This is a genomic window from Nonomuraea sp. NPDC050404, from assembly GCF_040655495.1.
Classification (GTDB): domain Bacteria; phylum Actinomycetota; class Actinomycetes; order Streptosporangiales; family Streptosporangiaceae; genus Nonomuraea.
This window is the reverse complement of the sequence record NZ_JBFAKB010000002.1, coordinates 580,976-599,070: the sequence shown is the minus strand read 5'-3', so window position 1 is coordinate 599,070 and position 18,095 is coordinate 580,976. Positions and strand designations below refer to the sequence as shown.

Below are 18,095 nucleotides of genomic sequence, written 5' to 3'. Positions count from 1 at the left end.
CGATGGACGAGGCGGGCTGGCCGCGGGTCTTCCACCTGCTGTTCTACACCTGCCTGGGGATGGCGGCGACGATCGCGGCCATGGAGGGCGATCTCGACCCCGTCGCGCTCGCGCTGACGGTGGTCATGGCCTGCTGGTACGCGTTCTTCGTCGCGCGCAGGCCGGCTCTTCTCGAACGGCTCAACCCCATGGCCTGGCACTTCCTGGTGCTGCTCGGCCTGAACTTCGCGCTGGTCAGCAGGAACGACGGCTACGACATGATGCTGTACGGCATGGTCGCGCTGCCCTACCTGCTGCTTCCCGGCCGGTGGGGCTACGTCGGAGCCGTGGTGCTCGTGCTGACGTCCGCCGTCGCGGGCGGGGCGCTCACGGCCGTACCCGAGGATCCGGCGGTGCTGGCCTTCGTGGTGGGCAGTGGCGCGCTGTCGATCATCATGGGGTTGTTCACGCAGGACCTCATGAGGCACAGCGAGCAGAACCGGGTGGTGGGCGCCCTGGAGGAGCGGGCCAGGCTGGCCAGGGAGATTCACGACACGCTCGCCCAGGGGTTCAGCGGCATCATCGCCCAGTTGGAGGCCGCTGAACAGGGCATCGGCGACCCCGAGGCCGTACGCAAGCGCATCCTGCTGGCCAAAGGGCTGGCCCGCGACAGCCTCAAGGAGGCCAGGCGTTCGGTGGACGCGCTGCGGCCAGAGCCTTTGGAGCGGGCCACGCTCGATCAGGCGCTGGCCGGTGTGGCCGAGCGCTGGTCGGCCGCGACAGGGGTGCCCGCGTCGGTGAGCGTGGACGGTGAGTCGCGGCGGCTGCCGGAGGAGGCGGAGGCCACGCTGTTGCGGGCGGCCCAGGAAGGGCTGGCGAACGTGGCCAGGCACGCGCGGGCCGGGCGGGTCGTGCTGACGTTGTCGTACATGGATGAGGAGGTCACCCTGGACGTGCTGGACGACGGCTCGGGGTTCGACCCGGACGCCCCGGCGCGCGGATATGGGCTGGTCGCGATGCGTGAGCGGGCCGCGCGGTCGGGCGGTACGGTGACGGTGGAGTCGGCGCCGGGGGAAGGGACCGCGTTGTGCGTGAGCATCCCGAGCGCCTGAAGCACGCCGTGGGTGAAGCATCCCGAGCGCCTGGAGCACGCCATGGGTGAGCGTCCTGTGCGGCTGATGATCGTTGATGACCATCCGGTGGTACGGGACGGGCTGCGCGGCATCTTCGAGGGTGTGCCGGACATCGAGGTGGTCGCCGAGGCGGGCGACGGGCACGAGGCGCTGGCCCAGGCCAGGGCCGCCGCGCCCGATGTGGTGCTGATGGACCTGCGCATGCCGGGGCTCGACGGCGTCGGCGCGATCGAGCGGCTGTCGGCCGATCATCCTCGGGTCCGGGTGGTCGTGCTGACCACGTACGACACCGATGGGGACGTCTCGCGGGCGCTGGCCGCCGGAGTGGCTGGCTACCTGCTCAAGGACGCGCCGCGCGAAGAGCTTCAGGCGGCCGTGCGTACGGCGGCGGCCGGTGGGCGGGTCCTGGCCCAGCGGATCACCTCCCAGCTCATCGATGGTCTGGGACGCAAGCCCGCGACCGCGCCGTCGCCGCGCGAGCTGGAGGTGCTGCGGCTCATCGCGCGCGGGGCCGCCAACAAGGAGGTCGCGAAGGCACTGCTGATCAGCGAGACCACCGTGAAGACGCATCTCAAGCACGTCTTCGCCAAGCTCGGCGTGGACAACCGGGCGGCGGCCGTGGTGGCCGCGATGGAACGCAACCTCATCTGACCCGCCGGGATGGGACGGTGTCCCATCGGGGCGCGGGTGTGGGATGGCATCCCATGTGGGGCGGGGGTGTGGGGCAGCGTCCCATATGACGCAGCCCCACCCGGAAACCTACGGAAGGACGACTTCCTCGTAGCGCGTCTTCATCGTGGCCACGACCTCGTCGGCGTCGGCGGCCCAGATGTCGGCGTTGAAGATCTCCACCTCGACGTCACCGGCGTACCCGGCGGCCTGGACCGCCCGCGTGATCGGCCGGAAGTCGATCACGCCGTCGCCCATCATGCCCCGCCCGAGCAGGATGTCCTCGGGCAGCGGGTGCAGGTAGTCGCACACCTGGTAGGAGGCGATCCTGTTGCCGGCCCGCGCGACGTCCTCGAACAACCTCGGGTCCCACCAGACGTGGAAGGTGTCCACCACCACGCCGACCTGCTCTTCCGGATAGGGCAGGCTCAGCTCCAGCGCCTGCCCCAGCGTGGACAGCACCGCGCGGTCCGGGCAGTAGATCGGGTGCAGCGGCTCCAGCGCCAGCTTCACGCCACGCTCACCGGCGTAAGGGGCCAGCTCCGACAGCGCCTCGGCCACCCGCTCACGGGCCCCCGCCAGGTCACGCGTGAAACCGGACGCGGGCAGCGCCTCGCCGGGCTTGACCCCCGGCAGACCGCCCACGACCAGCACCAGGCAGCCCGCCTCCAGCTCGGCCGCCTCGTCGATGGCCCGCCGGTTGTCCTCCAGCGCCTGCGCGTAGGCCGTGGGGTCGCCCGTGGTCAGGAAGCCGCCACGGCACAACGACGACACCCGCAGCCCGGCGGCCCGCACCAGCTTGACGCTCTCGGCGAGCCCGGTCTCGGCGACCTTCTCGCGCCACAGCCCGATCGCCTCCAGGCCGTGCCGCACGCATCCGTCCACGGCCTCGGGCAGCGACCACTGCCTGGTCGTCCACTGGTTGAGAGACAGGCTCACAGCCCGTTCACCTCCAGCAGCGCCTTCATGCGGCGCACCGCCAGCTCCTGGTCGGCCAGCAGCCCCGCCTGGTCGGCCAGGCGGAAGACCTCCGACAGGTGCACCAGCGAGCGCGCCGACTGGGCGCCGTTGACCATGGCGAACGCGTCCTGGTGGCCGTTCAGCCAGGCCAGGAAGACGATGCCGGTCTTGTAGTTGTACGTCGGCGTTTCGAAGATCTTGCGCGACAGCGGGACGGTCGGGGCGAAGATCTCGTCGTAGGAGGCCAGCAGCCGCTCCTTGCCCTCCTCAGTGCAGGAGGCTTCGGCCGCGTCCAGCACCTGGAGCGCCGCCGCCGCGGCCGGGGCGATGGCGTCGAAGATGCCGAGCAGCGCGTGCGAGCCCGACTTGATCAGCGACGGGTAGTTGAAGTCGTCGCCCGTGTACAGCTTGACGCCCTCGGGCAGCGCCGCCCGCAGGCCGACCTCGTGCTCCTCGTCCAGCAGCGACACCTTCACGCCGTCCACCATCGAGGCGTGCGCGTGGATCAGCTCAAGGAACGACTCCGTGGCCGCCGCCACGTCCCGCGAACCCCAGTAACCGGCGAGCTGAGGGTCGAACATCTCGCCCAGCCAGTGCAGGATCACCGGGCGGTCGGCCAGCGCGAACAACTTGCCGTACACCCTGTGGTAGTCCTGCGGGCCCGCGGCCACCCTGGCGAGCTGGCGGGAGGCCATGACGATCACGCCCGCGCCGGCGGACTGCACGGTCTCGATCTGCTCGGCGTACGCGGCGGTGATCGTGTCCAGGTCACCGGCATCGGGCGCGTGGTCGGTGCCCGCGCCGCAGGCGACGAGCGTGGCCGGGTCGCCGTGGGAGCGGGCCTCGGCGGCGCTGCGCCGGATGAGCTCCTTGGTCGCCGCCCAGTCCAGGCCCATGTTGCGCTGGGCCGTGTCCATGGCGTCGGCCACCCGCAGGCCGTGCGACCACAGGTGACGGCGGAAGCGCAGGGTCGACTCCCAGTCCACCGCGGCGGGGGAGCCGGGCGTGTTGTCGCCGAGCGGGTCGGCGACGACGTGGGCGGCGGCGTACACGATGCGGCTGGTCGCGGGCGTCTCGACGACCGGCCAGGTCGTCGGCTCCCTGAGCGGGTAGGACCCGAAGCCGGGCAGTTCGATCCTCACAGGCCCGGCACCTCGATCCTGCGGCCCTCGGCGTTGGAGCGCAGGCCCAGCTCGGCGAGCTGCACGCCGCGCGCGCCCGAGGCGAAGTCGTTCGGGAACGGCGCGTCATCCAGCACGTGGCGGACGAACCCCTCCCACTGGATCTTGAACCCGTTGTCGAACTCGGCGTTGTCCGGTACCTCCTGCCAGCCGTCGCGGAAGCGCGCCGTGGCGGGCAGGTCGGGGTTCCAGACGGGCTTGGGGGTGGCCGAGCGGTGCTGGACGCGGCAGTTGCGCAGGCCCGCGACGGCGCTGCCGTGCGTGCCGTCCACCTGGAACTCCACCAGCTCGTCGCGGTTCACGCGAACGGTCCAGGAGGAGTTGATCTGGGCGATGACGCCGCCCTCCAGCTCGAAGATCCCGTACGCGGCGTCGTCGGCGGTGGCCTGGTACTCCTTGCCGTTCTCGTCCACCCGCGCCGGCACGTGCGTCACGGCCCGGGCGTAGACGGACTGGACGCGGCCGAACAGGTTCTCCATCACGTAGTGCCAGTGCGGGAACATGTCGAGCACGATGCCGCCGCCGTCCTCGGACCGGTAGTTCCAGGACGGGCGCTGCGCCTCCTGCCAGTCGCCCTCGAACACCCAGTAGCCGAACTCGCCGCGCACCGACAGGATGCGGCCGAAGAAGCCGCCGTCGATCAGCCGCTTCAGCTTGAGCAGCCCCGGCAGGAAGAGCTTGTCCTGCACGACGCCGTTCTTGACGCCCTTGGCCGTCGCGGCCTCGGCCAGCGCGATGGCCTCCTGGGTGGACTCGGCCGTGGGCTTCTCGGCGTAGATGTGCTTGCCGGCCTCGATGGCCTTCAGCACGGCCTTCACGCGGGCGCTGGTGACCTGGGCGTCGAAGTAGATCAGGTTGTCGTCGTCCGCGAGTGCCGCGTCGAGATCCGTGGTGAAATCCGAAATTTCATGCTTTGCTGCGATATCTGCAAGTTTGTCGGCATTGCGGCCGACCAGTACGGGCTTGAGCTTGACCCTGGAACCGTCCGAGAGCGTGACACCGCCCTGCTCGTTGATGGCCAGGACGGAACGGACCAGATGCTGGCGGTAACCCATCCGCCCGGTGACGCCGTTCATCACGACACCGATGGTGCGCACGCTCATGAGGATCCCTTCAGGCACAACATGCGGAAAGCGCTTTCCCGAACCGTACGGCCGGGCCACCGAGGGCGTCAAGTAGCGCGAACCTCAGGTGGGCCTCAACCGCGGGTGAGTGTCACCCGGTGCCGAGCTTAGAGCTCGCCGCGCGGTTCCAGCCTGGACAGGGCCTTGGCGATGGGCTGAGCGGTCAGCGAGAGCTGCCATTCACGGGCTCCGAGCTCCCGCAGCCGGTCGGTCACGCTCTCGTCGGTGATCTCGGCGGGCGGCTCCCACGTCAGCCTGCGCACCGCGTCCGGCTGCAACAGGTTCTCCGTGGGCATGTGGTGCTCGTCGGCCAGCGCGGAGACCACGGCTCGGGCCGCGGCCAGGCGTTTGGCGGCGGCCGGGTCGCGGTCGGCCCAGCGGTTGGGCGGCGGCGGGCCGTCGCCGGGCGTGCTGGGCTGGGGAAGCTGGTTGTCGGGCAGGTTCCTGGCCCTGGCCACGGCCGCGAGCCAGTCGCTCATGTGCCTTCGAGCGCTTCGCCCGGTGAATGCCGAAATTTCGGTCAATGCCTTCTTCGTGCGCGGGCCGTCCAGCGCGGCGGTCACGATCGCCGCGTCCGGCAGCACCCGCCCGGGAGCCAGGTCGGCCTCGCGGGCGATGCGATCTCGCATGGTCCACAACTCGCGCACGATGGCCAGGGCGCGCACGTTGCGCACCTTGTGGATGCCCGACGTACGCCGCCACGGGTCGGAGCGCGGAGCCGGCGGCGGGGTGCCCAGCACGGCGGCGAACTCCTCGCGCGCCCACTCCAGCTTCCCGCTCTCCGTCAGCTCCTGGTGCAGCACGTCGCGCAGCTCGACCAGGACCTCCACGTCGAGCGCGGCGTAGCGCAGCCAGTCCTCCGGCAGCGGCCTGGTGGACCAGTCGGCCGCGGAGTGGCCCTTCTCCAGGCGCAGCCCGAGCACGGTCTCGACCATCGTGCCGAGCCCGACCCGCTCGTACCCGAGCAGCCGCCCGGCCAGCTCGGTGTCGAACATCTCGCGCGGCTTGAACCCCACCTCCATCAGGCACGGCAGGTCCTGCGACGCGGCGTGCAGCACGATCTCCGCCCCGGCCAGGGCCTGGTCGAGCGCGGACAGGTCGGGGCAGCCGATCGGATCGATCAGCGCGCTGCCCGCGCCCGCCCGACGCAACTGCACGAGGTAGGCGCGGTTGCCGTAGCGGTAACCGGAGGCGCGTTCGGCGTCCACCGCCACAGGGCCGCTGCCGGCGGCGAACCTGTCCACCGCCTCGGCCAGCCCGCGCGCGTCGGCGATGACCGCGGGTATGCCGTCGCGCGGTTCCAGCAGCGGCTCCACGGTGCGTTCTTCTGTCATGAGCTCACCGGCCTCATGACGCATGTGCTGTCTTGACTGGGGCCCTCACTTCGTACGGTCACTCTCCGGATCATCACGGCGCCGGGGCAGGGCGGCCACGTCGGGCGGGAGCGGCGGAATCCCCGCAGCCAGGCACATGAGGTCGCACCAGGCGGCGACATGGCCGGACAGATCCTCCTGCGCGGGTGACCACGAGGCCCGCAGCTCGAGCTCGGTCGTGACCGGATCGTCGGCCTTGTTGCCGAAACCCTCGGACACGGCTCTTGTCACGGTACCGCCAGCGGCGGAGTAGTCGGCTTGATGTGTCTCCAGAGCCTCGGTCAGCCAGCTCCAGGCGACGGGCCCGAGCAGCGGGTCGGAGGTGATCTCCGGCTCCATGTCGGCCCTGACGTAGGCCACCAGCCGGAAGGGGCCCTCCCACCCGCGCTGGCCGTCGGGGTCGTAGAGCAGGATCAGCCGGCCCACCGCCAGCTCGTCGTCGTCGCGGTAGACCGACGCGCCGATGGCGGCCGAGTAGGGGGCCAGGCGCTGGGGCGCGGGCAGGTCCTCAAGCTCGATCTCGGGCCTGACCTCGGACAGCCGCAGGCTCTCCGCGGCCCGCGCGAACGCGGCGGGCGGCGGAGGCTGGTCACCGACTGTCATAGCCGAAGCGTAGGTCGAAGACGGGCGGAAGGGGACCACGGGGGTGCTCATCCTTCGTGATCAAGCCGATGCCGTAACAAGCTGGCGAACCGGGCGGATGGACTCGGCGGTTCCCAGCATGATCGCGTAGCCGCAGTCGACGCAGGCCCACTCGGGGCACTGGCCCGGCTCGTGCGCGTCGGGGCACGGCGGCTGCTCGAACGGCCGCTCACCGGCGCAGGATGGGCAGCGCTCATCGCGGCGCTCTGGGGAACTCCACAACGCGGTCATCGCACGAGTCATCGAACCGGGGCCTTTCTTCGGGTCGTGGCTCCGACGTTGGCACGACCCGCTGACAATTCCCCGCAACGCGCTCGGCGTGTCCCGAAAGTGGTCGCTGAATCGGTGCCGCGCGGTGGCTTGGCCAACATTTGGCCCAGTCGAGACCGGCTCTCTGGCCGGACATGGGGTGTGTTCGACCCGTGTGCGGTGCCGATGCCGAGCAGACCGGTAAACCTTCATCTGGCTATCTGATCATGATTTGGGGTGTCCAATGCATCTTTTTCCGACACCGCGGGCCCTCGGCCGCAGCCACTACCCTGGTGAGGTGAACCTCGCCGACTCAGCGTTCCTGCGTGCCTGCCGCCGCCAGCCCGTCCCGCACACTCCCGTCTGGTACATGCGCCAGGCCGGGCGGTCACTGCCGGAATACCTGAAGGTCCGCGAGGGCGTGCCCATGCTGACGGCGTGCGCGACGCCCGACCTGATCGTCGAGATCACCATGCAGCCGGTCCGCCGCTACGGCGTGGACGCGGCCATCTTCTTCAGCGACATCGTGGTGCCGCTCAAGGCCATCGGCGTCGACCTCGACATCAAGCCGGGCGTCGGGCCCGTCGTGGCCGACCCGATCCGCGACGCCAAGGGGCTCGACGTGCTGCGTCCGCTGGAGCCGGGCGACGTGCACTACGTCACCGAGGCCATCCGGGCGCTGACCGGGGAGCTCGGCGGCACGCCGCTGATCGGGTTCGCCGGCGCGCCGTTCACGCTGGGCTCCTATCTCATCGAGGGCGGGCCGTCCAAGAACCACGACCGCACCAAGGCCATGATGTACGGGGAGCCGGAGTCGTGGCACGCGCTCATGGAGCGGCTGACCGACATCGTGCTGACCCATCTGCGCGTCCAGATCGACGCGGGGGCTTCGGCGGTGCAGCTGTTCGACTCGTGGGTGGGGGCCGTGGCGCCGCAGGACTACCGCGAGTTCATCCTGCCGCACACGCGGCGCATCTTCGAGGCCGTGGCCGATGTGCCGCGCATCCACTTCGGGGTGGGGACCGGGGAACTGCTCGGGGTGCTCGGTGAGGCGGGGGCCGACGTGGTGGGGGTGGACTGGCGGGTGCCGCTCGATGAGGCGGCCCGCCGGGTGGGGCCCGGGAAGGCGCTGCAGGGGAACCTGGACCCGGCGATCCTGCTCGCCCCGTGGGAGGTCGTGGAGCGCAAGGCCCGTGAAGTGCTGAGCAAGGGCTCGGCGGCTGAGGGTCATGTGTTCAACCTGGGGCACGGTGTGCTGCCCTCGACCGACCCGGACCAGCTCAAGCGCCTCACAGACCTGGTTCACGCCTTTTAAGGGCTTTTCGGGATCAAAGGCTTTTGGGAACCCCCACGGGCGGGTCGCCGTCATGCGTGTCGGAGACCCGCTGCGCTCGCCGTAGTGCACGCATCCCCCGCCGCCGTGCGCGCCTGTCAGGTGATCTTGGGCGGGACTGCCGGGCCGGTGGGGCGATTGCGGCGGACCAGCCAGACCAGCAGGGCGATCAGCGGCAGGGAGGCGGCCAGCCAGGGCAGGAGTGCGCCGATCACGGTCAGCGCCACCTTCGTGAAGGAGACCAGGGCCTCCCAGCCTGATTCCAGGCCGCCGAAGAAGCCGGCGGGCTCCTCGGCCGGATCCGTCACCGTGGCCACGGGGCCCACCAGGCGCAGCGTCAGCGTGGCCATGGAGGTCTGGTTGGCCAGCTCCTTCTGCTGGGCCTGCAACGACTCCAGGTCCGACTCCCTTGAGGAGATCTCCCGCTCGACCTCCAGCACCTGGCCGATCGTCTTCGCCTGCTTCAGCAGCTCACGCAGCGACTCCAGGGACTCCTGCGCCGACTTCAGCCGGCTGTTCACATCCGCCACCTGGAGCGTGACGTCCTGGGTGTTCTGGTTCATGGACAACTGCCGGCCCATGTCCTTGCCCAGCCGTCCCAGCACCTCGCCGTACCTGGGCGGCGGGATCTTGAACTCCAGCAGGGCCGAGTCCTCGGTCTCGCTGGCGGAGTTGGTCTCCTCCTTGGACAGGTGGCCGCCCGCCTCGGTGACGATCTGCTTGGCCTGCTGGACGGCCGTGCTCACCTGCTTGGCCCGCACGGTCATGCTTCCGGTGTAGATGACCTGCCGCGGCGCCTGGGTGACCTTGACGCCGGAGACACCACTGCCGCTCGTCGGTTCGGCGGCGGGGGCCTGGTCAGCCGCGCCGGCGTCGCGGTCGGCGGTCTCGGGCGCGGGCCGGGCGTAGCCCTGCCCGGCGGACTCGACGCCGGATGCCGGGGCGACCGAACTGCCGCCCGCGCCACAACCTGTCAGGAGCAGGGCCGCGATGGCGGCCGATAGCGCGACGCCGTACCGGATTCTCGTCATGCCCTTAAGACGGCTCGCGGCACACGCCGGTTTGACAGGGGGGAATTACGGTACGGTCACACGCCGCTCCGCCCGGCACCTGAGCGGATGACCGGGCCGTAGAGACGGTAGCGTCGGGAGACGTGGAAGGGAATCGGGCGCACGTGGTCGTCGTCGGCGCGGGGATCTCCGGACTCGCCGCCGCGTGGTACCTCCGCCAGGGCGCGGGCGAGCAGATCAAGGTGACGGTCCTGGAGGGCTCGCCGCGCATCGGCGGCAAGTTGTACGCCTCCGAGGTCGCCGGGGTGAGCGTGGACGCGGGCGCGGAGGCCATGCTGGCCAGGCGGCCCGAGGGCAAGGACCTGGCCAAGGCGGTCGGCCTCGCCGACGACCTGGTCTTCCCCGGCACCACCCGCTCGGCCGTCTACAGCAGGGGATCGTTGCACCACCTGCCGAAGGGCCAGGTCATGGGCGTGCCCGCCGACCTGACCGAGCTGGCCAAGTCCGGCATCGTCTCGCCCGGCGGCCTGCTGCGGGTGCCGCTCGACCAGGTCCTGCCGCCGACCCTGGTCCGCACCGACGTGTCCGTGGCCGCCTACATCCGCGCCAGAATGGGCGGCGAGATCGTGGACCGGCTGGTCGAGCCGCTGCTCGGCGGCGTCTACGCGGGCCGGGCCGACATGCTCTCGCTGGAGGCCACGATGCCGCGGGTGGCGGCCGTGGCACGCTCCGAACGTTCGCTGCTGAGCGCGGCCAGGCACCTGGTGGCGGAGACACCGAAGGAGGCGGGCCCGGTCTTCACGACCCTGCGCAACGGCGTCGGCGGCCTGCCGGAGGCGGTCGCGAAGGCGTCGGAGTCCGACATCAGGACCGGCGTCACCGTGCGCGAACTGCACCGCACGGAGACCGGCTGGCGGCTGGTCACAGGACCGGTGCCGCGCCCCGAGGTCATCGAGGCGGACGCGGTGATCGTGGCCGTCCCGGGGGCCCCCGCGAGCAGGCTGCTCAAGGCCGAGGCGCCCAAGGCCGCCGACGAACTGGCCAAGATCCAGTACGCGAGCATGGCCGTCGTCACGCTGGCCTACCCGCTGGACGCCTTCCCCGAGCCGCCGGCCACCAGCGGCTACCTGGTGCCGCCCGTCGAGCGGCGGCCGGTCAAGGCCGTCACGTTCAGCTCGGTGAAGTGGCCGCACCTGAGCAGGGACCTGGTGATCCTGCGCTGTTCGATCGGCCGGGTAGGCGAGGAGCACCTGCTCCAGCGCGACGACGCCGAGCTGGTGTCGCTGGCCATGGCCGAGATGGGCGAGGTCATGGGCACGCGCGGCCTGCCGGTCGACACGAGGGTGACGCGGTGGGGCGGCGGGCTGCCGCAGTACAACGTGGGCCACCTCGACCGGGTGGCCAGGGTGCGCGCCGCCGTGGCCGTGCAGCCGGGGCTGGCGGTGTGCGGGGCGGCCTACGACGGCATCGGGATCCCCGCGTGTATCAGCACCGCCCGCACCGCCGCCGCCCGGATTCTGGACCACCTGGCCCTGCGAGGAGAATAGGCACCATGACAGAGGGCGCTGCGCGGCTCAAGGCCCGCGATCTCAACCAGGTGATCCGTTACACGATGTGGTCGGTCTTCCAGGTGACCGAGCCGGTTCCGAGCGACCGCGACGAGCTCGCGGCGGAGGTTCGGGAGCTGCTCGACCAGGCCGCCGGCAAGGACGTCGTGACCCGGGGCGTCTATGACGTCGCCGGGCTGCGGGCCGACGCCGACTTCATGTTCTGGTGGCACGCGCCCACGTCGGAGGACCTGCAGGACGTCTACTCCAGGTTCCGGCGCACCCGGCTGGGCCGGCACACCAAGCCGGTGTGGTCGGCGATGGCGCTGCACCGGCCCGCCGAGTTCAACAAGTCGCACATCCCGGCCTTCCTCGCCGAGGAGGAGCCGCGGGCGTACGTGAGCGTCTACCCGTTCGTGCGCTCCCTGGAGTGGTACCTGCTGGAGGACTCCGAGCGCCGGGCCATGCTGGCCGAGCACGGCAAGATGGCGCGCGACTACCCCGACGTGCGGGCCAACACGGTGTCGTGCTTCTCGCTGAACGACTATGAGTGGATGCTCGCGTTCGAGGCCGACGAGCTGCACCGGATCGTGGACCTCATGCGTACGCTGCGGGGCGCGCAGGCCCGCCGCCACACCCGCATCGAGATCCCGTTCTACACCGGCGCCCGCAAGCCGCTGCCCGAGCTCGTCGCCGCCCTGCCCTAGCGCGTCAGTACGGCACGCAGCCGCCACGAGCCGAGCCCGAACAGGACGACGGCGTAGATCGCGAGCACGCCGAGCTGCGGCAGGACGGTGACGACCGTCCCGTCCTCGCGCAGCAGCTCGGCGAAGCCGTCCAGGGCCCAGGCGTGCGGGGTGAGGTGCGCGATCTGCCGCATCGTGCCGGAGAACAGGTCCAGCGGCACCATGGCGCCGCCGATCGCGGCCAGGCCCAGCCCGGTCAGCAGGCCGAGGGCGGCCGCCTGCTGCTCCGTACGGAACGACGCGCCGAACACCATCGCGGCCCCGGCGCCGACCAGCGAGAACACCAGCAGCAACGCGGCGGCGCCGAGCGGGTCGCCCCACCGCACGCCGAACAGCAGCGCCGAGCCGAACATGATGATCAGGCCCTGCGCCAGCGCCACCGCCACCCGGCCGGCCGCCTCGCCGAGCAGGATCCGGCCGGTGGAGATCGGCGTGGCATACATGCGGCGCGACACCCCGAGCTGCCTGGTCTCGATCAGCGCCACCGCGCCGGTCAGCGAGGTCAGGAAGGTGAACAGCAGGAGCTGCGAGGTCGCGGCGATGTCGAAGCCGGACACGCTCTCCGGGATGACCCTGCTGCCGATCGTTTCGGCCGACACGGTGATGCCCGGCACGCGGGTGCCCTCGGCCCTGGCGACGAGTTGCTCGAAGGAGCCGTCGCGCACGTAGGCGGCGGCCCTGGCGGGCATCGTGACCTGGCCTACCACTGAGCTCACGGCGGCGCCCATTTGCAGCGCGGACGGCTCGTTCCTGCTCACGAAGGGCAGCACGATCCGCGTGTAGCGGGACAGGGCGCGGTCGTAGTCCGGCGGGATGATCAGCGCCGCGGCCAGGCGTCCGCTTTCGACCAGTTCGCGGGCCTCGGCGTCGTCGCCGACCCGTACCAACGTCTGGCCGGATCTCTCCAGGGCCGTCACCAGCCTGGCGGCCTGCGGGCCCGCGCCGCCGACGACGCCGAGGCGCGGCGCGAAGCCCGCGCCGTAGGACAGGCCGAGCACCATGATCAGGATGATCGGGAAGATGATGACGAAGAAGATGTTGGTGCGGTCCCTGAAGAGCCTGACCAGGTTGACCCAGGCGATGGCGGTCATGTCCTGAGCATCCTTCCCAGCCTGGTCAGCGCGATCCCGGTGGTCACCGTGGCGAACCCCAGCAGCGCCAGCGTGGGCCCGGTGGCCAGCATCGGCGCGTTCTCGCCGTGCAGGTCGGCCAGCCCCTCCAGGAACCAGCGGTGCGGGGTGAGCAGGCTCAGGACCTCCAGCGCCCCGCTCATCTGCTGGATCGGGATGAAGACGCCGCCCAGCACGCCCAGCAGCACCGCCACCACCCCATGGACGTTGCCCGCCTGCTCGGCCGTGGTCGCCACGGTCGCGACCATGGCCATCACGCCGGTGGCCGCCAGCACGCCGGCCACCACCAGCAGCCCCACCCCGACCGGGTGCCCCCACCGCGCGTCCAGCAGCAGCCAGGCGGCCACGACCAGCACGGTCATGCTGACGACGCCGACCACGATGCCGCCGAGCAGCTTGCCGAAGGCGATCGTGACGCGGGGGATCGGCGCGGCCAGCAGGCGGGCGAGCGTGCCGTCGCGGCGTTCGTCCAGGATCGAGCTGAACCCGAAGCGCACCGTGAAGAACAGGAAGAACACCGCCATCCCGGCCGACAGGTACTCTCCGATCGAGAGCTGACGCCGATCGGCCGCCAGGTTCTCCAGGGTGACGGGCGCGGCCACGGCGACGGCCTCCTGCGGGGAGCCGCCGCCCTTGACGGCCAGCGCCACCTGCACGTACCGCACCTCGGCCGCGAACGCGTCCGCCACCGAGCGGGCCACGAACGTGCCGATCCGCGCGTTCACGTTGCCGATCACGCGGAGGGTGGCGGGCCGGCCGCTCAGCACGTCCCGGGTGAATCCGGCGGGGATGACGTACGCGGCCGCGGCCTCGCCCCGCTCGACCAGCGTTCGGGCGTCCTGTTCCGTGCCCGCCTTCTTGAGCCTCAGCACCCCGCGGCGCTCCAGCGGCGCCAGCGCCTGCCCGGTGAACGTGGTGGCGATCTGGCCGCGGTCCTGGTCGGCCACTACGAACGTGGGCGCCTGCTGGTCCTCCACGTCGCCGAAGACCAGGCTGAAGATGGCGGCCAGCCCGAACGGCACCAGGATCGCCATCAGCAACAACGACCGGTCCCTGACCCGCTGGCGCAGGTCCTTGGCGGTGATGAGCAACATCGCGCGCATGTCAGTCCCGCAGCGCCTTGCCGGTCAGGTGCAGGAAGACCGATTCGAGGTTCGGCTCGTGCACCTCGACCGCGCGCACGGTCACGCCCGCGTCCGTGGCCGCCGCCAGGATCCGGGGCAGCGCCTTGCGCGCGTCCTGCACCATCACCTCCAGGTGCCCCTCCTGCACGCTGGTCTTGCGCACCTCGGGGAGTGCTTCCAGTTCCGGTACGTCCCGCGTCCCGTCGGTCGTCAGCGAGACCCGGTCCAGCTCGCCCACCAGGCCGACCAGCTCCCTGCGGGTGCCCTCGGCCCTGATGCGGCCCAGGTCGATGATGCCGATGCGGTCGCAGAGCCGTTCGGCCTCCTCCATGTAGTGCGTGGTGTAGAGGACGGCCACGCCCTCGCCGGTCAGCGCGGAGACGCTCTCCAGGATCGCGTTGCGGCTCTGCGGGTCGACACCGGCGGTGGGCTCGTCCAGGATCAGCAGGGGAGGGCCGTGCAGGAGGCCGACGCCTATGTTGAGCCTGCGTTTCATGCCGCCCGAATACGCCTTGACCGGGTCCTTCGCCCGCTCGGCCAGGCCCACGACCTGCAGGACCTCCTCGATTCTCGGGCGGATGCCGGCGCGGGGGAGGCCGTAAAGTCGGGCGAAGAAGCGCAGGTTCTCGCGGGCGCTGAGGTCGGGGTAGAGGGCCAGGTCCTGGGGGACGTAGCCGATCTGCTTCTTGCCCCAGGTGCTGGTGGTGTTGTGCGGGCGGCCGGAGATGAGCACGTCGCCGCCGTCGCGTTCGAGAATGCCGGTGATCATCGAGATCGTGGTGGTCTTGCCTGCGCCGTTGGGGCCGAGGAGGCCGTAGGTCTGGCCCGGTTCGATGGCGAAACTGACGTCGTCAACGGCTGTGAGGTCGCCGAACGTCTTTCGCAAATGCTGACATTTCAGGATCTCGGTCCCGGTCACATGCGAAGTTTGCTGGGCGGCGGGAAAGAAGAGCAAGACCCAAGTTGGCGATCCAACTGAATTGATCTATCCCCTTTGTCACAATCGGGGAAATCTCTTGTTTTCGTGGGCGGCGCGGGGGTGGCACGTTCCACGGTCTGGGCGGGAGAGGGGGAGGTCGGGGTGGGAGGGTCAGGGAGACGAGGCCGCAGCCGGCACGCGGCCGGGCGGCATGGCGCGGGCCGTCGTAGGCACGCGCGACGCCGTGCGGGCAGGGGCAGGTTGGTGGCGGTGGTGCTGGCCGGTGGAGGTGTCGTGTTGCTCGGAGCGTTCGGTGGGTTCGGGGCGCTGGCCGGCTTCATGGACTTCGGCGGGCCGGGGGCGGCGGGGCAGGGTTCCGGGGGTGTGCAGGAACGCGGCTCGTTCGGCCGGGCCGGGCAGGACGGTGGCACTGGCGGGGTCGGGCCGGGTGGCTCAACGGCGATGCGTGGTGGTTCGGGCGGGCCTGGTGGTGCGACGGCGATGCCTGGGGATGCGGGGGCTCCGACCCGTGGCGGGGTGGGCGCGGAGGCCGAGAGCCGGCGGTTGCCGCGGTCCGGGGCGCCGAAGGCCGCCGCCACGCCGGGCGGGACCGGTGGGGCGGAGCCGGGGATGGTGGCCGGTACGACGGCCGCCGAGGATGTGCTGGCGGGCGGCCCTGATCCGAGGGATGGAGAGGACTTCAAGGCAGACGGTCCTTCGCGGCATACGGATCAGCAGGCCGTCCGGTATTTCCGCGCGCATTGGGGCCCGGATGACAAGGCGCTGAAACGCCTCCGGGACGTTCGCACCGTAGGCGGATATTTGCGCATTTATACGGATTTGCCGGAAAGCGCGGACAATTCACTGACCGCGATTACGCTCTGCGAGCGCGGGCTGGACTATCTCCACAGCCGCGGCATCGCCGAACCGGTGGTTTTCGTACAGGCCGAGTTCGGCGGGAACGGCAACCCGGTGCTCGCCAACATCCTCGGCTCCTTCGATCGAAGCTGTAAGGTCACCCATCCGGCCCCGGGCTGACCCGCGCCGGAGCAGGCGGAATCCGGGTCACCTGACCCGGACCCGCGTCTTCGAGCACACTTCACACCGTTGTGTAACGACGCGGCCGATGGTCTCGATCGTCACCCAGCGATGGCGAAGATGGACAAAGCGCACGCGCCACTCGTACCCGTAGATGGCGATCAGTACGCCGTGTCGCTGTGTGATCACCCCTTGGGTTCGAGCCGGAGTGAGATTGAGTTGATGCAGTAGCGGTCGTCCGTCGGCGTCGCGTAGCCCTCGCCGTGGAAGACATGTCCCAGGTGCGAGTCACATCGGGCGCAGCGCACCTCCGTACGCACCATGCCGAGACTGTTGTCCTCGATCAGGCGCACCGCCTCGGACTCCGACGGCTCGAAGAAGCTCGGCCAGCCGCAGTGCGACTCGAACTTCGTGTCCGACCGGAACAACTCGGCCCCGCACGCGCGGCACGAGTAGACCCCCTCGGCCTTGGTGTCGACGTACTCCCCCGAGAACGGGCGCTCGGTCCCGGCTTCCCGGAGGACGTGGAACTCCTCGGGCGAAAGCTGGACTCGCCATTCGGCCTCGCTCTTGACCACCTTTTCCATACGACCAGGGTACGAGATCCGGCAAAAAGAGATCTCCAGAGGGTGAAGCATCCCTTCTAGGGAGAATTTGCGTCTTTGTAAGCAAGGGGGTGTCATCGCCTCCTGCCAAGGGGTGAGATCGTCCGCAGATCCCGCCGAGCGGCACAGCCCACGCCCGTGCTGGCGCCGCTTCGAGGATCGCCACGGTCGTCCGGGTGGCGCGCCAGCGCCCGGTACGGCGGCGAACGGTCTTCAGCGGCCCGTCCCGTCGAGCCCTCGGTCCCGCCACCGAGGTGGCTCCGGGGCGGGCCCACCCCGCTCGGGGGTGTCGGCCGCCGGATGCTTGACAGCGGGGGATAGGTTCAGGGGCATGGCATCGCCGTACATAGAGCTCGAAGTGGGGGAGCGGACCGTCAAGGTCACCAATCCCGACAAGGTCTACTTTCCTGAGATCGGCGCCACCAAGCGGGAACTGGTCGAGTACTACGTGAGCGTCGGCGAGGGCGCGATGCGTGCGCTCAGGGACCGCCCCACGAACATCAAGCGCCACCCCGACGGCGTGCAGACCGAGGCGATCTACCAGAAGCGGATGCCGCCCAAGCACCCCGACTGGCTCGAGTCCGTGACGGTGACCTTCCCCAGCGGCCGGACGGCGCAGTCCCTGCGCGTCACCGAGGTCGCGGCCCTGGCCTACTGTGCCAACCTCGGCACCATCGACTTCCACCCGTGGCAGGTGCGGGCCGGCGACGTCGAGCATCCCGACGAGCTGCGCATCGACCTGGATCCGCAGCCGGGCCTGGAGTTCGACGCCGCGCGCAGGGCCGCGTTCCTGACCAGGGACGTGCTCGCCGACCTGGGCCTGACCGGGTTCGTGAAGACCTCGGGCAACCGGGGCGCGCACATCGCCGTGCGCATCGAGCCGCGCTGGGACTTCATCCAGGTACGCCACGCCGGCATCGCCCTGGCCAGGGCCGTCGAGGCGCGCGACCCCGACCTGGTGACCACGGCCTGGTGGAAGGAGGAGCGCGGTGACCGGGTGTTCATCGACTTCAACCAGAACGCCAGGGACCGTACGGTCGTCAGCGCGTACTCGATCAGGGCCAAGCCGCACGCGCCCGTCTCGACCCCGCTGACCTGGGAGGAACTGACGGACGCCGACCCGCGCGACTTCGACATGCGCACGGTGCCCGCCCGCTTCGCCAAGGTGGGCGACGTGCACGCGGCCATCGACGACCGGGCGTACTCGATCGAGCCCCTCCTGGAGTTGTACGCCGAGGACGGCAGGGGCGACATGCCGTACCCGCCCAACTACCCGAAGATGCCCGGCGAGCCCAAGCGCGTCCAGCCGAGCAAGGCCAGGTCCGACACCTGA

At 70.6% G+C, this 18,095-nt stretch carries 17 protein-coding genes; 7 read left to right on the top strand and 10 right to left on the bottom strand.

All coding sequences use genetic code 11. From position 1 onward, the window contains the following. The first annotated feature begins 2 nt into the window (after positions 1–2). Both AB0I81_RS08000 and AB0I81_RS07995 read left to right on the top strand, forming a co-directional pair. Entirely contained in the window at positions 3–1,091 is a 1,089-nt protein-coding gene (locus tag AB0I81_RS08000; RefSeq protein ID WP_360651830.1) for a sensor histidine kinase, read from the top strand. A 42-nt stretch (positions 1,092–1,133) separates the two neighbouring features. Then, on the top strand, positions 1,134–1,763 hold the full coding sequence (locus tag AB0I81_RS07995) for a response regulator transcription factor (RefSeq protein ID WP_360651827.1): 630 nt from the start codon (positions 1,134–1,136) through the stop codon (positions 1,761–1,763). Between the two features lie 108 nt (positions 1,764–1,871). Here AB0I81_RS07995 and AB0I81_RS07990 read toward each other — a convergent pair whose 3' ends face one another. The 5 genes from AB0I81_RS07990 to AB0I81_RS07970 form a co-directional block, all read right to left on the bottom strand. Continuing rightward, entirely contained in the window at positions 1,872–2,720 is an 849-nt protein-coding gene (locus tag AB0I81_RS07990) for a sugar phosphate isomerase/epimerase (protein WP_360651824.1), read from the bottom strand. Beyond that, complete coding sequence (locus tag AB0I81_RS07985; RefSeq protein WP_360651821.1) at positions 2,717–3,883, bottom strand: dihydrodipicolinate synthase family protein; 1,167 nt, start codon at positions 3,881–3,883, stop codon at positions 2,717–2,719. The genes AB0I81_RS07990 and AB0I81_RS07985 overlap by 4 nt, the downstream gene beginning before the upstream one ends. After that, on the bottom strand, positions 3,880–5,025 hold the full coding sequence (locus tag AB0I81_RS07980; RefSeq protein ID WP_360651818.1) for a Gfo/Idh/MocA family oxidoreductase: 1,146 nt from the start codon (positions 5,023–5,025) through the stop codon (positions 3,880–3,882). Before AB0I81_RS07980 ends, AB0I81_RS07985 begins: the two co-directional genes overlap by 4 nt. Positions 5,026–5,153: 128 nt before the next feature. Beyond that, a complete protein-coding gene (locus AB0I81_RS07975; protein ID WP_360651816.1) occupies positions 5,154–6,380 on the bottom strand; it encodes a ribonuclease D in 1,227 nt (408 codons plus the stop codon). A 45-nt stretch (positions 6,381–6,425) separates the two neighbouring features. After that, the gene (locus AB0I81_RS07970; protein ID WP_360651813.1) at positions 6,426–7,022 is read right to left on the bottom strand and encodes a DUF3000 domain-containing protein; all 597 of its coding nucleotides are present in this window, start codon (positions 7,020–7,022) and stop codon (positions 6,426–6,428) included. 610 nt (positions 7,023–7,632) lie between these two features. On the opposite strand from AB0I81_RS07970, the gene hemE reads away from it, so the two are divergent. Further along, positions 7,633–8,625: a uroporphyrinogen decarboxylase gene (hemE, locus tag AB0I81_RS07965; RefSeq protein WP_360652056.1), complete on the top strand. Its 993-nt coding sequence runs from the start codon at positions 7,633–7,635 to the stop codon at positions 8,623–8,625. 116 nt (positions 8,626–8,741) lie between these two features. Here hemE and AB0I81_RS07960 read toward each other — a convergent pair whose 3' ends face one another. Beyond that, positions 8,742–9,674: a DUF4349 domain-containing protein gene (locus tag AB0I81_RS07960; protein ID WP_360651810.1), complete on the bottom strand. Its 933-nt coding sequence runs from the start codon at positions 9,672–9,674 to the stop codon at positions 8,742–8,744. A gap of 122 nt (positions 9,675–9,796) precedes the next feature. On the opposite strand from AB0I81_RS07960, the gene hemG reads away from it, so the two are divergent. Both hemG and hemQ read left to right on the top strand, forming a co-directional pair. Further along, positions 9,797–11,200 carry a protoporphyrinogen oxidase gene (hemG, locus tag AB0I81_RS07955; protein WP_360651807.1) on the top strand — a complete coding sequence of 468 codons (1,404 nt, stop codon included), beginning with the start codon at positions 9,797–9,799 and terminating at the stop codon, positions 11,198–11,200. Positions 11,201–11,205: 5 nt separating this feature from the next. Then, the gene (gene hemQ, locus AB0I81_RS07950) at positions 11,206–11,907 is read left to right on the top strand and encodes a hydrogen peroxide-dependent heme synthase (RefSeq protein ID WP_360651804.1); all 702 of its coding nucleotides are present in this window, start codon (positions 11,206–11,208) and stop codon (positions 11,905–11,907) included. On the opposite strand, the gene AB0I81_RS07945 is transcribed toward hemQ, so the two are convergent. From AB0I81_RS07945 to AB0I81_RS07935, 3 genes are read right to left on the bottom strand one after another with little or no spacing between them, the layout of a single operon-like run. Then, entirely contained in the window at positions 11,904–13,037 is a 1,134-nt protein-coding gene (locus AB0I81_RS07945; RefSeq protein ID WP_360651801.1) for an ABC transporter permease, read from the bottom strand. The two genes, hemQ and AB0I81_RS07945, sit on opposite strands and share 4 nt — an antisense overlap. Beyond that, positions 13,034–14,170, bottom strand: a complete 1,137-nt coding sequence (locus AB0I81_RS07940) for an ABC transporter permease (RefSeq protein ID WP_360651800.1) — start codon at positions 14,168–14,170, stop codon at positions 13,034–13,036. The genes AB0I81_RS07945 and AB0I81_RS07940 overlap by 4 nt, the downstream gene beginning before the upstream one ends. Positions 14,171–14,180: 10 nt before the next feature. Next, positions 14,181–15,086 (bottom strand): ABC transporter ATP-binding protein, encoded by a 906-nt coding sequence (locus AB0I81_RS07935; RefSeq protein WP_360651797.1) that lies wholly within the window; start codon positions 15,084–15,086, stop codon positions 14,181–14,183. A gap of 297 nt (positions 15,087–15,383) precedes the next feature. On the opposite strand from AB0I81_RS07935, the gene AB0I81_RS07930 reads away from it, so the two are divergent. Beyond that, positions 15,384–16,157, top strand: a complete 774-nt coding sequence (locus AB0I81_RS07930; RefSeq protein WP_360651794.1) for a hypothetical protein — start codon at positions 15,384–15,386, stop codon at positions 16,155–16,157. A 185-nt stretch (positions 16,158–16,342) separates the two neighbouring features. Here the strand turns inward: AB0I81_RS07930 and msrB are convergent, their stop codons facing one another. After that, the gene (gene msrB / locus AB0I81_RS07925; protein WP_360651791.1) at positions 16,343–16,744 is read right to left on the bottom strand and encodes a peptide-methionine (R)-S-oxide reductase MsrB; all 402 of its coding nucleotides are present in this window, start codon (positions 16,742–16,744) and stop codon (positions 16,343–16,345) included. Positions 16,745–17,093: 349 nt separating this feature from the next. On the opposite strand from msrB, the gene ligD reads away from it, so the two are divergent. After that, complete coding sequence (gene ligD / locus AB0I81_RS07920) at positions 17,094–18,095, top strand: non-homologous end-joining DNA ligase (RefSeq protein WP_360651788.1); 1,002 nt, start codon at positions 17,094–17,096, stop codon at positions 18,093–18,095.

Bases quoted from the DNA above. Each gene is read 5' to 3' on its own strand.
- msrB (WP_360651791.1), bottom strand. From the start codon at position 16,744: ATGGAAAAGGTGGTCAAGAGCGAGGCCGAATGGCGAGTCCAGCTTTCG.
- AB0I81_RS07980 (WP_360651818.1), bottom strand. From the start codon at position 5,025: ATGAGCGTGCGCACCATCGGTGTCGTGATGAACGGCGTCACCGGGCGG.
- AB0I81_RS07945 (WP_360651801.1), bottom strand. From the start codon at position 13,037: ATGACCGCCATCGCCTGGGTCAACCTGGTCAGGCTCTTCAGGGACCGC.
- AB0I81_RS08000 (WP_360651830.1), top strand. From the start codon at position 3: ATGGACGAGGCGGGCTGGCCGCGGGTCTTCCACCTGCTGTTCTACACC.
- AB0I81_RS07995 (WP_360651827.1), top strand. From the start codon at position 1,134: ATGGGTGAGCGTCCTGTGCGGCTGATGATCGTTGATGACCATCCGGTG.
- AB0I81_RS07960 (WP_360651810.1), bottom strand. From the start codon at position 9,674: ATGACGAGAATCCGGTACGGCGTCGCGCTATCGGCCGCCATCGCGGCC.
- AB0I81_RS07970 (WP_360651813.1), bottom strand. From the start codon at position 7,022: ATGACAGTCGGTGACCAGCCTCCGCCGCCCGCCGCGTTCGCGCGGGCC.
- AB0I81_RS07975 (WP_360651816.1), bottom strand. From the start codon at position 6,380: ATGACAGAAGAACGCACCGTGGAGCCGCTGCTGGAACCGCGCGACGGC.
- AB0I81_RS07940 (WP_360651800.1), bottom strand. From the start codon at position 14,170: ATGTTGCTCATCACCGCCAAGGACCTGCGCCAGCGGGTCAGGGACCGG.
- hemQ (WP_360651804.1), top strand. From the start codon at position 11,206: ATGACAGAGGGCGCTGCGCGGCTCAAGGCCCGCGATCTCAACCAGGTG.
- ligD (WP_360651788.1), top strand. From the start codon at position 17,094: ATGGCATCGCCGTACATAGAGCTCGAAGTGGGGGAGCGGACCGTCAAG.